10 protein-coding genes are annotated in these 13,909 nt (G+C 38.0%); all 10 read right to left on the bottom strand.

The window, feature by feature from the left end; genetic code table 11:
* Positions 1-2: 2 nt before the first annotated feature.
* A complete protein-coding gene (gene mutL / locus DYE54_RS02420) occupies positions 3-1,964 on the bottom strand; it encodes a DNA mismatch repair endonuclease MutL (protein ID WP_115309739.1) in 1,962 nt (653 codons plus the stop codon).
* On the bottom strand, positions 1,964-4,624 hold the full coding sequence (mutS, locus tag DYE54_RS02425) for a DNA mismatch repair protein MutS (RefSeq protein WP_115309740.1): 2,661 nt from the start codon (positions 4,622-4,624) through the stop codon (positions 1,964-1,966). Before mutS ends, mutL begins: the two co-directional genes overlap by 1 nt.
* 66 nt (positions 4,625-4,690) lie before the next feature.
* Positions 4,691-6,001, bottom strand: a complete 1,311-nt coding sequence (miaB, locus tag DYE54_RS02430; RefSeq protein WP_115309741.1) for a tRNA (N6-isopentenyl adenosine(37)-C2)-methylthiotransferase MiaB — start codon at positions 5,999-6,001, stop codon at positions 4,691-4,693.
* Between the two features lie 46 nt (positions 6,002-6,047).
* The gene (locus tag DYE54_RS02435) at positions 6,048-6,890 is read right to left on the bottom strand and encodes a hypothetical protein (RefSeq protein WP_115309742.1); all 843 of its coding nucleotides are present in this window, start codon (positions 6,888-6,890) and stop codon (positions 6,048-6,050) included.
* Positions 6,891-6,997: 107 nt separating this feature from the next.
* Positions 6,998-7,816 carry a PHP domain-containing protein gene (locus DYE54_RS02440; protein ID WP_115309743.1) on the bottom strand — a complete coding sequence of 273 codons (819 nt, stop codon included), beginning with the start codon at positions 7,814-7,816 and terminating at the stop codon, positions 6,998-7,000.
* Positions 7,817-8,056: 240 nt separating this feature from the next.
* Positions 8,057-9,775 carry a proline--tRNA ligase gene (locus DYE54_RS02445; protein ID WP_115309744.1) on the bottom strand — a complete coding sequence of 573 codons (1,719 nt, stop codon included), beginning with the start codon at positions 9,773-9,775 and terminating at the stop codon, positions 8,057-8,059.
* Positions 9,776-9,783: 8 nt separating this feature from the next.
* Entirely contained in the window at positions 9,784-10,860 is a 1,077-nt protein-coding gene (ispG, locus tag DYE54_RS02450; RefSeq protein ID WP_115309745.1) for a flavodoxin-dependent (E)-4-hydroxy-3-methylbut-2-enyl-diphosphate synthase, read from the bottom strand.
* Positions 10,861-10,874: 14 nt separating this feature from the next.
* Positions 10,875-11,897, bottom strand: a complete 1,023-nt coding sequence (rseP, locus tag DYE54_RS02455) for an RIP metalloprotease RseP (RefSeq protein WP_115309746.1) — start codon at positions 11,895-11,897, stop codon at positions 10,875-10,877.
* Positions 11,898-11,905: 8 nt separating this feature from the next.
* A complete protein-coding gene (locus tag DYE54_RS02460) occupies positions 11,906-13,051 on the bottom strand; it encodes a 1-deoxy-D-xylulose-5-phosphate reductoisomerase (protein WP_115309747.1) in 1,146 nt (381 codons plus the stop codon).
* A 45-nt stretch (positions 13,052-13,096) separates the two neighbouring features.
* Positions 13,097-13,909, bottom strand: coding sequence for a phosphatidate cytidylyltransferase (locus tag DYE54_RS02465; protein ID WP_115309748.1), 813 nt, complete (start codon positions 13,907-13,909; stop codon positions 13,097-13,099).

The following is a 13,909-nucleotide window of genomic DNA, read 5'->3' on the forward strand; positions in this document are numbered from 1 at the left end:
ACTTAACTCCGCAAAAACAATTTACCCAACTCTTCTGGCGTAAATTTAATAATAGTAGGGCGTCCATGAGGACATACATACGGTTTATCCGTATGAAATAAATCTTCAATTAAAACGGTCATTTGATAGGTATTCAAATTATGACCAGCCTTAATGGCACCACGACAAGATGCATATGCTAACATTTCATGACGTAACTGAGCTTTTGTCGGCTCCTGAAAATCTTTGAGTAAAGAAAATACATAACGAAGTATCTCTTCACCTTTACTTTCCACTAAATCAATTGGTAACCCTTCAATTTTTAGCTGTGTAGGGCCTCCTTGTACCACTTGAAACCCAAGGTTTACCAGTGTATCAGCCTGTTCCTCTACAATAATTAGCTCTTCTTCATTAGCTTCTATATATTGAGGAATTAATAAATCCTGCATAGGAATTGCTTCGGCCGATTTACAAAGAGCATCGTAACGGATACGCTCATGAGCTGCATGTTGATCAATAATATATAGATTGTCACCTTTTTTAGCTAAAATATAGCATGAAGCCACTTGGCCTAGGGGCAATAATCCTGTAGTATTTACAGGCAATTGTTGTTGATGTAGATTATTAGCTAATTGCCTAAATTTCTCTTTATCTTCAGTTGTATAACTCTTAGGAACAAAGCTATTATTGAAATCACCGGACTCAACCCATGAACTTTGTTCATAGGTTGTTCGTTTTGGTGCCTCATATCCTTCCGTTCGCAACTTTTGCACAAAATCTTCTGTCTTTTCACGGGCTATTGAAGACACAGTTGGTCGTTCATAACCTTGATTTATTGATGGTTGTGCTGGCGCCCAAATATCAATATCATTTAATTTTTCAAGCCCCTGCTTAGTAAAGGACTTATCATAACTTACGGCTGTCGTAATGCTATCAGGTGATGCAGTTTCCGTAGTGTTTCTTTCATCCCAAGAGTTTTGGCCTTGTCCTTGTTGTAATGGATTTTGCAAAGCCTGCAGTACGGCATGATACACGGCTTTAAAAACAGGTTTATCATCTTCAAACTTTACTTCACTCTTTCGAGGATGTACGTTAATATCAACGCTCGCAGGGGGAACAGAAATTGTCAATAACACTAAAGGATAACCACCTTTGGGTAGTAAAGCATGATACGCATTATCGATAGCCTTCGTAATCGCTTTATCGGAAATAACCCGATTGTTCACCACTATAGTCTGCCAAATACGACTGCTTTTCAATAAGGTTGGTTTACTAACCACCCCGTGAATCGTAATACCTTCCGACTCATACGCAATGGGGAATATATCATCACTTACTTTATAGCCATATAAAGCCGATACTGTATCCATTAAATTACCATTTCCTGGCACAACTATACTTACTGTATCATTATTAATCAGTTTAAAGGCCACATGTGGGTTACTTAATGCTAATTTACCAACAATATCTTGAATTTTAGCTCCTTCAGTCCGTTCCGTTTTTAGAAATTTACGTCGAGCCGGTGTATTAAAAAATAAATCCCGCACTTCAATCGTTGTGCCTGGCTGAGCGCCAAAAGGCAAGCAATCCGTAAATTTACCACCATCAATTAAAATTTGAGTTCCCAGTTCTTGATCCACTTTACGGGTAGTCAAACTAAAATGAGAAACAGAAGCAATACTTGCTAAAGCTTCCCCACGAAATCCTAAGGAAGCAATATCAAATAAATCATCAACCGATTTTATTTTACTTGTTGCATGGCGGAGCACAGCTAAACGCGCATCTTCTTCTGTCATACCAGAACCATTATCTGTCACACGCATATACGAGGTACCACCGTCAGCGATTTCTACTTCAATAGAGGTAGCACCAGCATCTAAAGAGTTTTCTAATAATTCTTTAATAACAGAGGCCGGGCGTTCCACTACTTCACCAGCCGCTATTTTATTTATTGTTACCTCATCAAGAACATGAATGAGTGCCATTACTGGCCACCTCCCTTACGGGCTTCTTCTTGTAATTTATAAAGTACATTTAACGCTTCAATCGGTGTTAAACTCATTACATCCACAGCCAACAAATCATCAAGTACCGACGTAGTAAATAAATTAGTAGATGTCATACTAGTGGGCGATGTACTTGATACGCCATTTATCATTTCACTGGCCGTACTACTCGTATTAGCACTAACTGTACCGGTATTTAAATTAGCTAATACCTCAGCTTCGTTTACTTCAGCACTACTTTCTAAGGCACTTAAAATCACTTCGGCTCTTTTCAACACAGAATTTGGTAAACCAGCTAACTTTGCCACATGAATCCCATAACTACGATCAGCGCCACCACGAATAATACGACGTAAAAAGACAACATCTTTCCCTTTTTCTTTAACAGCTACGGTATAGTTCTTTAACTTTTCGTACTGCTCTTCTAAAGGAATTAATTCGTGATAATGAGTAGCAAATAGTGTTTTACCATGAATATGTTTACAAATATATTCCACCACAGCTTGTGCAATACTGAGCCCGTCAAAGGTGCTGGTACCTCGCCCAATTTCATCAAGAATAAGTAAGCTGTTGGAAGTTGCATTATTAAGAATATACGCCACTTCTTTCATCTCAACCATGAATGTACTTTGCCCCGTTGAAATATCATCACTGGCTCCTACACGGGTAAAAATACGATCCACTGGTGAAATCACAGCCTCGCGAGCAGGAATAAAGGAACCAATTTGTGCCATAATCATGAGCACTGCCACTTGACGCATATACGTCGACTTACCAGCCATATTTGGACCTGTAATAAGTAAAAACTCCTCACCACTGTGATTTAAGGTCACATCATTAGGAACAAATACTTCACGTTTCAAATACTTCTCGATAACAGGATGGCGGCCATCACGAATCGTAATTTGACCATTCATCGTCATTGTTGGGCAAATGTATTGTTCTTCATAGGCTACTTGTGCCAAACCAGATAGGACGTCTAAATTAGCTAATGCCCGAGCTGTTGCTTGAATTGGTTTTACTGCCTCTTTCACGGCCTGTCGTAATTCTTGATATAATTTTTGTTCTAAACTGACAATTTTATCTTTAGCACTTAATATATTGACTTCAAACTCTTTTAATTCAGGCGTAATATAACGTTCTGCATTGGCTAAAGTTTGTTTGCGAATAAAATAGTCCGGCACATCAGCCGCATTAGCATGAGAAACTTCAAAATAATAACCAAAGACTTTATTATAGCCGGTTTTAAGACGAATCCCTGTTTTAGAACGTGCCTCTTCTTCAAGTCTATGTAACCATTCTTGACTATTAGAAGCTAATGACCTTAAATCATCTAGCTCTTGATTATAGCCATCACGAATGACACGTCCATCTTTTAAAGTTAACGCCGGTTGTTCCGCTATGGCCCGATATAACAACTCATACATATCGGTATGGCAATCAATTTGACTGACTACTTCTTGTAACAACGTCCCTTCAAATTCACCTGTAATTGCTTTTAATTCAGGTAAAATACGTAAAGATTCTCTAAGAGAAGTAAAGTCACGAGGCGATACAGAACCAGTTTCAACACGTGCTAAAATACGTTCAAAGTCAAAAATAAGTTTTAACAATTCGCGTAATTTGCCCTGCTCTGATGGTTTAGCTATAAGTTCTGTTATAGCCATTTGTCTACGCTTAATATGATGAATATCCATAAGCGGGCTTTCCACCCATTGTTTCAAAAGTCGCGCACCCATAGGCGTCAAAGTTTTATCTAATACCTGTAATAAAGTACCCTTCACACCACCATCACGAAGATTATATGTTACTTCTAAATGGCGTAAACTCGATGTATCAAGAACCATACGGTCCCCAATGCGAAGGGGATGAATGTAATTAATATGAGATATATCCGTTTTAATTACAGTAGCTAAATAGGTTAGTAAATAACCAAGACCTTCTAGCACATCTTCTTCTAATAAACCGGCATCAGTAAAATGCACCATTCCCTGATTACGTATATCATCCAAGGTTAACTCGGGCGTAAACGGTGATAGTGCCACTTTATCTAGTTGCACATCAATAAAATCTTGCAATTCCTTGCCTAATGGCAAGTTACCAACTGTGACTAATTCCGATGGACGATACATAGCTAAGGCATCATATACACCACTTTGTCGTTCCCCATGACTGATTCGATCCCAAATGACTTCACCTGTCGATACATCGCAAAAAATTAAAATTAAAGCTTCATCAGTGCGATAAAATAAAGCTAAAAAATTATTTTCTCTTGCTTCAGTACCATTTTCAGTCAGTACCGTACCTGGGGTAATCACTCGAATCACGTCACGTTTTACAATCCCTTTAGCAGTTTTTGGATCTTCTACTTGCTCACAAATCGCTACTTTATAGCCTTTTTTAATAAGCTTTTCTATATAGCTTTCCGCTGCATGATACGGTACCCCACACATGGGGGCTTTTTCTTCTTCACCAGAATTACGACCTGTAAGGGTAATATTAAGCTCTCTTGAGGCTGTTAAGGCATCATCATAAAAGAGCTCATAAAAATCACCTAAGCGAAAAAATAAAAGCTCTTCTTTATATTTATCTTTTATGGAAAAATATTGATCCATCATGGGCGTTTGTTTTTTGCTCATGTACGCCTCCATCTTCTAACATAAACTATTCAGCAATCATAAAACTTATAGCATTAAAAGTATTTTCTATACGATTGTGCCATATAAAATCCAAGTCTGTGCCTTATCAACTCGTGCTTTTACAGTCTGCCCAATACTAAGACTTTCATCTTTAGGGAATAAAATCATTTTATTCCCAGACGTACGACCAAACCATACATTTTCGTCATTACGACTCGGACCTTCCACAATAATCTCGTATGTTTCACCTTCCATCGCTTTATTTAGCTCTAAGGAAATTTCATTCTGCACATCCATTAAGGCCTGCAAACGAACTCGTTTTACCTCTTCTGGCACTTGATCAGCCATCGTAGCAGCTGGTGTACCAGACCGTTTAGAGAAAATAAACGTATATGCCATATCATAGCGAATATCTTTTAATAATTGTAATGTAGCTTGGAAATCTTCTTCCGTTTCACCAGGAAACCCTACAATTAAATCTGTCGTTAATGTTAATCCTTTAATTTTTTCACGGCAGTAGTCAATTAGTTCTTTATAATGTTCCACTGTATAGCGACGATTCATTTTTTGTAAAATTCGGTTAGAACCAGATTGGATTGGTAAATGTAATTGAGTCACTACATTAGATGACCGCCCTAATGCATCAATCATGTCTTTATTCATATCCTGAGGATGACTTGTCATATAACGGATTCGTTCAATACCAGGAATACCATCAAGCGCATCAATTAAGTCACCGAAGTGAGTACCATCTTTAAAGTCTAATCCATACGAATTCACATTTTGACCAAGTAATGTAATTTCTTTATGCCCAGTAGCACCTAATTTTTTTACATCTTCTACAATGGCTTCAATGGGACGACTGATTTCACGACCACGTACATGTGGCACGATACAATATGTACAGAATTTATTACACCCATTCATAATTGGCACCCAAGCTGAGAATGTTCCAGTTGGTTTAGCTTCCAATTCATGAAGCACTGTGTTGTCCATTTCGATATTAATTTGATGCTTATGGGTACGCTGTACTTCTGCTACCATCTCATTAATATGACGTAAATTATGCGTACCTAGTACTATGTCAATGTGAGGTGCCCGTTTAAACATATCCGCTTGATTTTTCTGTGCCATACAACCGGTAATAGCGATAATTAAATCTTTGTTTTTGGCTTTTAAATGTTTTAACTCACCAATACGTCCGTAAATCTTATGTTCTGCTGTTTCACGCACACAGCAAGTGTTTAAAATAATTAAATCAGCCTCTTCAAAATTATCCGTGCCTTCGTAACCGGCTAACTCTAACTGATGAGCTAAGCGTTCAGAGTCACTTTCATTCATCTGACAGCCATACGTAAATATATAATACTGCTTCATATCGTCTCCTTAGAATCTAAGTATTTCCATCTCTATATCATTTACCCTATTTAGGGTTTACTACATTATCTACCACAATAGACAAACGCTCTACTGACATGCCTGTAATATACTCAATTTCATTAGAAATTGCTTTGTGCATATCATTCATAATTTGCTTTACAGGACGGCCTCTATAAATAGATACCCCCATATCCAGCATCAATGCATTTGTTCCTTTGGATGTTTTCTTAATCTTAATGTCGTCACACTCAGCCATATCTGGTACTTTAGATAAGCTATTTTTAATCAAAGCCTCGATGACCTGATCAGAAAAGGTTAAACGACCATAATAACTAAATACTGGACGAACCACTGATTTTTCAAAATCTTGTGGTGCCGCACCATTTGTTTTGGTTGAACGTGTGCGTCGTAATATTGATTTAATAGGGTCAATTAAATACCCTTTAAAATGAGGTTTTAACTCCATTGTTGGCACTGGAATAATATGTTTTCCTTCTTTTAAACGAGCATTTTGTGCCTTTTCAATCTCTCTTGAAGAAGCAATATCTTCAATATGTATATATCGTTCAGGTTTACCTATATCTAATGCACTCGAAATTTTACCAACCATATTTTCAGAAGTGCCTAGAATTAAAATTTTTTTTGGTTTAATAATATCTAACTGTTCTTTTACTGAACGAACTTGTTCCGGATCTTGAAATATCGCCCGCCGTACAGCCTTTAAACGACTTTCTTCCTTCTTTGCTGAAAATCCAGCCACAATACGATTATTGTGGATTAAGATGCCATCATCAATAATACATTCCGCGCCATTTTCATGAGCCACTACTAAAGCACGATGGCTTTTACCGGTACCACTAGGGCCAACAAAAGCGATAACTTCCATAGTTTTTCTCCCCATCTATCATCAATGAATATCTATTAATTAATAAATCCATATCTAAACCGAAAAGCGTTTCCAAGTAGTTTCTATTAAACTATTGAAGAATCTCTTTAAGAACGCAGTACATGTAAAAATTCAGCTACATCATCACTTTGTATTAAATAATCACCAATTGCTAAAGGTTCTTTTTTAGGAATCCCATGATAATCAGAGCCACCTGTTATGAATAGTTTATGCTTAATCGCTAGTTTACGGTACTTAGCCGAATCAGCAGCACTCTGTTTTACATGATACACTTCAATTCCATCAAATGGTAATTCTAAGAGTTCATGTACATCTTCTTCTGCACGAATTAAAACAGGATGCGCCATAACTGCCAATCCATTAGCACGATGAATTAAATCAATCACATCACTTGGTTCTGCTTTAAACTTAGGCACATAGCAAGGACTAGTTCTATGTAAAATAGTATTAAAAGCTTCACTAACAGTTTTACAATACCCTTTAGCGATTAATAATTGCGAAAGATGCGGACGACCTAGAGAATTAGCATGAGGAAACATGGCTTTCAATTCATCCACCGAAATATCATAACCATTTTTTTTACATAAATCTGTCATTTTAAAAATACGAGTTTGTCGTGATTCTTTAAAAAAAGCAACATACTCTAATAACTCTTTATTCGTATAATCAAATGCATAACCTAAAATATGGACGTCACCATTATGATATGTTGAGCTAAATTCACAACCAGGGATTACTGTAATAGATGGGTCTGGCTGTCGTAATAATTCCAAAGATCCTTCAATGGTATCGTGATCCGTTAAGGCCATAAGCTTTATTTGAGCCGCTTTATTCGCTTCACGTAAATCCAAAGGTCTCATAACGCCATCGGAAGCGGTACTATGCATATGAAAATCAACTAACATATAAATTACCTCCTAAGCTTACACTATCTATATAAAGAATCCATTAATTCACAAGGCCTTATTTCATTGATACAAAATCAATGACAAACCCTACATGTATTACTACCTATACAATGCATTGAAAACTCTCTATCTTTTTATTATGACCTAAATTCATGATTTACACAAGTAGGATTACACCTGTTATCGAAAGGAAAAACAGCAAAAGCAGTCGATAGAAACTCCACCGACTGCCACAACTTATAAAGTATTTAACGTATCTGCCACTACTGTAGTAACTTCATCAATTGGTACTTCAATGGCTTCGCCATTTTTGCGAATCTTCATTTCCACAGCACCTGATTCTAAGGTATTTTTACTTACCGTAATACGCAATGGATACCCTATTAAATCAGCATCTTTAAACTTAACGCCAGCACGCTCTTTACGATCATCTAACAGTGCATCCACACCAATAGCTTTTAATGCTTCATATACGCGAGTACTTACGTCCATAAGTGCTTCGTCCTTTGCATTAATCGGCACTACAACGACTTCAAATGGAGCAATAGCACGCGGCCAAATAATTCCATTTTCATCATGAAATTGTTCAATAGCAGCTGCCAATGTACGAGATACACCAATCCCATAACAACCCATTACAAATGGATTTGGTCGGCCACCTTGATTGAGGAACGTAGCATTTAAGGATTCACTATATTTTGTACCTAGTTTAAAAACTTGGCCTACTTCAATCCCTTTCGCAATACTTAACTGACCACCGCAATTTGGACAGGCATCATCAGCTGTAATCAAACGAATCGGTGCTACAATAATATCGTCTACATTAAAATCACGTTTTGGATTAATATTAATATAGTGTGCATCTTTTTTGTTCGCACCACCACACACATTGTAAGTTTCCATAACAGATTCATCAACAACAATTTTAAAAGTTTCAGTCTGTTTTAACCCTACAGGACTGATAAAACCCGCCGTTAAACCAGCATTTTGAAGCTCTTCTTCAGTCGCCATTTCTGGCTCAATGGTACTATCAACAGCATGTTGCACCGCAATTTCATTAACTTCATGGTCACCACGAACAATAGCTAATACAACAACACCATCTGTAGATAACACAACGGCTTTAATTGTCTTAGCTAATGGCAAATGTAACTGTTCCGCTACAGCTTCAATAGTCTTAGCATCAGGGGTTGGCACTTCTTGCAATTCCGAGGCTTCTTCTTCAACCGCCTTAATAATACCTGGCTTACCAATTTCAATATTCGCTGCATAATCACAACTATTACAGTGAATAACATCGGCTTCACCGGATTCAGCAAGAGCCATAAATTCATGGCTATTACTGCCACCAATAGCACCAGAATCAGCTTCTACGGGTTTAAAATATAAACCGCAACGACTAAATACACGTTCATAAGCATGATACATATTCCAATACGATACATCTAAGCCCTCTTCATCAATATCAAAAGAATAGGCATCTTTCATAATAAATTCGCGACTACGCATTAAACCATAGCGTGGACGACGTTCATCACGATATTTATTTTGAATTTGATAAAATGTTACTGGCAATTGACGATAGGAATTAACTTCCCCTTTGACTAGAGTCGTAATCATTTCTTCATGTGTTGGACCTAAACAATATTCACGCTCATGACGATCCTTCAGACGAATCATTTCAGCGCCATATACCTTCCAACGACCAGATTCTTGCCAAATTTCAGCAGGTTGAATAATTGGCATCATAATTTCTTGAGCATCAATACTGCCCATTTCTTCATGCACAATTTGCTCAATCTTACGAATACTCTTCCACGCCAATGGCAAATAGGAGTAAATACCGCCGGCCATCTTACGAATCATTCCGGCCCGTAACATATACTGTTGACTAATTACATCTGCATCAGCAGGTGTTTCCCTTAATGTAGGGGCATACAATTTACTAGCTAACATTTAATTCATTACTCCTTTGCTTCTGTCTCTAAATACGTTTCTATTTCATGGAATAAAGCATCCACGAGTTCACTTTCATCAACGGTTTTAATGACCTCACCTTTACGGAACACAATGCCGCGACCATCACCACCAGCAATGCCAAAATCAGCTTCTCTGGCTTCACCAGGACCATTAACAACACAACCCATAACGGCTACGCGAATAGGTGCCTTAATACTCTTTAAACGAGCTTCTACCGTTTCAGCCATACTAAATAAATTAACACGGCATCGACCACAAGTTGGACAGGAAATCATAGTCGCCCCATAATTACGAAGCCCTAAAGAACTTAAAATCGTCTTTCCTACTTCGACTTCATGAATAGGGTCACCAGTCAATGATACACGTAGAGTATCACCAATGCCTTGAGCCAGTAAAGAACCAATACCAATAGAGGACTTAACCGTTCCCTGCGAAATTGTACCAGCTTCTGTAACCCCTAAATGCAGAGGATACGGCACTTTAGCAGATAACTTTTGGTAGGCTTCAATCATCAGTGGCACATCGGTCGCTTTAATGGAAAGCTTCATTTCTTTATAGTCTAAAGATTCTAAAATTCTTACATGCTCTAAAGCCGCTTCTACCATACCATCCGCACAAGGATGACCACCATATTCTTTTAAAATATGAGTTGGCAATGAGCCTGCATTAACTCCAATACGAATAGGGATTTGATTAGGTTTAGCTTTTTCAATAACAGCCACTACATTATCAATTCCACCAATATTCCCCGGATTAATCCGTAATCCATCAATACCGCTATCAATAGCTGCCAACGCTAACGTATAGTCAAAATGAATATCAGCAATTAGAGGAATTTGCGCCTTGGCTTTAACTTCCTTAATGGCTTTAGCTGCTGCCAAATCAGGAACTGCTAAGCGAACTAAATCACAACCAGCCTCAGCCAAACGATTAATTTCTGCAATTGCTTTATCTGTTTCCACTGGATTCGTAGTAATCATCGACTGCACACTAATGGGTGCAAAATGGCCAATGGGCACATTACCTACTTTAATGCGCGTCGTTTCTTTTCTGTTAATCATAGGTAACTCCTATATTACAGACGGCTAATATCATGAGTCGTAGCATATACAAATAAGAGTAATAAAATAATAACTCCCGTCATCTGAATATACTGCAATGCCTTTACCGGCAAACGTCGTCTCGTAATTCCTTCTATTAATAATACAATTAAATGGCCACCATCAAGTGCGGGGATTGGCAACAAATTAATAACACCCAAATTCAAACTTAATAGAGCTGTAAATTGTAATAAATACATAAAACCGTTCTCGGCCATTTGTCCAGCCATTTGAGCAACACCAATTGGTCCAGCCAATTCAGCACTTGTCGTACCTGTAATCATAGACCACAATCCATCAACCATGCTAACTAATACAACACCTGTTGTCTGTACAGCCCGTATAGCCGATTCACTGATTGAATATTCTTGTACAATAGAGACAGGATTGATGCCTATCACAGCACGTCCTTCATTCCCTGTTTGCGTTGGAATCACCGACAGCTCCTGTTGCTGCCCATCACGGCTAATAACAATAGGTACCACTGTATTAGCGGTTCCCTGCAATTGTTTAGAAATATCTAACCATTCAGTTACAGGTTTGCCATTAATAGACATAATGCGATCATTAACTTGCATATGTGCCATCGCAGCAGGCGAATTGCTCATCATATTGCCAACAACAGGTTCTTTCGATGGTGTTTGTACACCATAGGAAGCATAGACAATAAAAAATATTACAATAGCAAGCAAAAAGTTAAAAATAGCACCTGCTGAAATAACGATAAAACGTTTCCACACTGGTTTATTCAAAAAGGAACGATCGTCAAGTGGTTCCTCTGGATCCATGCCAGCGATTTTATTATAACCACCTAATGGAATGGCACGAATAGAGTATAAAGTTTCACCCTTCTGTATTTTAACTAACGCAGGGCCAAACCCAATAGCAAACTCGTCTACCCGCATACCACTCGCTTTAGCCGTAATAAAATGACCAAATTCATGGATAAAAACAATGATGCCAAATACAAAAATTGTGGCAACGATAGTTAATAGCATAATCTCTCCTATTTAATCAAAGCTCTTGCTGTTTCACGAGCCCAAGCATCAATCTCTTGTAAATGAGCCAAAGTAAAAGTTGGTTCTGTTTCCATCTTTTCTAAAACTGAAACAACAGTCTTATAAATATCTCCAAATTGAATCTTTCCATCTAAAAAGGCATACACAGCCTCTTCATTGGCAGCATTAAACACAGCTGGTTTAAAACCACCAGCACGCCCTACTTCAAAGGCTAATTTTAAAGCAGGAAAGTCGTCATAACGAGGGGGAAAAAATTCTAATTGTAAAGCATCTTCAAAAGTTAACGTATCCATTTTCAATGGTTTACGTGCTGGATACGTTAATGCGTATTGAATGGGTTCCCGCATATCAGGATTACCTAGTTGGGCTAAAATAGCACCATCTTTCATCATAATCATGGAATGTACAATACTTTGCGGATGAACAGTTACTTTGATATGATCAAAATCAAAGTCAAATAACCAATGTGCTTCAATAACTTCTAACCCCTTATTAAATAAAGAAGCTGAATCAATAGTAATCTTATTTCCCATGTTCCATGTAGGATGGCGCAAACAATCCGCAGCTGTGGCTGTAGCAATTTTCTCCGATGGCCAAGTACGTAAAGGGCCTCCCGAAGCAGTAATCAACAAGGAGTCTACATTATCACGCTGTTGACCTTCTAAACATTGAAAAATCGCACTATGTTCACTATCAATAGGCAGTAGCTGTACTCCATATTCTTTACATAAAGAAGTAATCAAAGGCCCTCCAGCCACTAACGTTTCTTTATTAGCAAGACCAATTGTTTTTCTAGCCTTAATAGCTTCCACAGTAGGTTCAATACCTGCGGCCCCTACAACAGCTGTAACAACTAAATGACTACTAGACCAAGTAGCTGCTGCAATTAAAGCCTCTCGGCCCCCTATTAATTGAGTAGGGCCATTATATCGCTTTTTTAACTCAAAAAAAGCCGTTTCATCAACCAAACCAGCCATTTCAGGTTGGAATTCTTTTATCTGAGCTTCTAGTATATCCACATTATGGTAAGCTACCAGTGCTTTAACCGAAAATAAATCGGGGTGTTGTCGCACCACATCTAAAGTTTGTGTGCCGATAGAACCGGTACTCCCAAGAATACTCAGCGTTTTCATAGAAACTCCCATCCAATACAGCCTAAGCTGTACTTAATACTTATATTACAATAAATAAACTAATACCATAGGGGCGGAAAATAATAAGCTATCAAATCGATCGAGAACGCCCCCATGCCCAGGTAATAAAACGCCGGAATCTTTAACCCCACAATAGCGTTTTAATTTAGATTCAAATAAATCGCCTAATGGTGCTACTATACCTGTTAAAACACCAGCACCTAGCCCCATCATAAGCGGTAGGCCAACAATTACTGCATAAATTATACCAGTAAATAAACAACCTATAAAACCACCAACAAAGCCTTCTAACGTTTTATTGGGACTAATATTAGGCACGATTTTACGTTTACCCCATTGACGACCTGCAAAATAAGCAAACGTATCACTCGCCCAAGTTGTAAATAATAAAAGCCAAATAACAAGTTCCCCCATGTGAGCACTTACTACAGGCACTGAAAATAATTCATACACTGAGGTTTCCCGTAACATTAATAAAGCAGCAAACCCTCCATTAATGTAAAAGAATCCCAATGTGGCACAACTCACCACGGATAAGTTTAAACGAGCTGAACCAAAGATATAAAGGAGCCCCATAGTCATAGCCGCAGCCGCAGCCGTCATTATAGCCCATTTGTAAAAACCAAAGGCTAACATAATCATTAACAAACTGGTATATATATAGCCCCATCGATCAGGCACTATAATGTCAATCTTTCGTAACATTTGAGCATACTCACGCCATCCTAATAAAGCAAGGCCCAAAATGATTACATTAAATAAATGACCACCAACTGTTATAGCAAGTACAGCAATAATAAAGCCTATTAAAGCCGTTATGACCCGAGTCTTTAGCAT

The sequence above is a fragment of the Veillonella criceti genome (assembly GCF_900460315.1).
Taxonomy (GTDB): domain Bacteria; phylum Bacillota; class Negativicutes; order Veillonellales; family Veillonellaceae; genus Veillonella_A; species Veillonella_A criceti.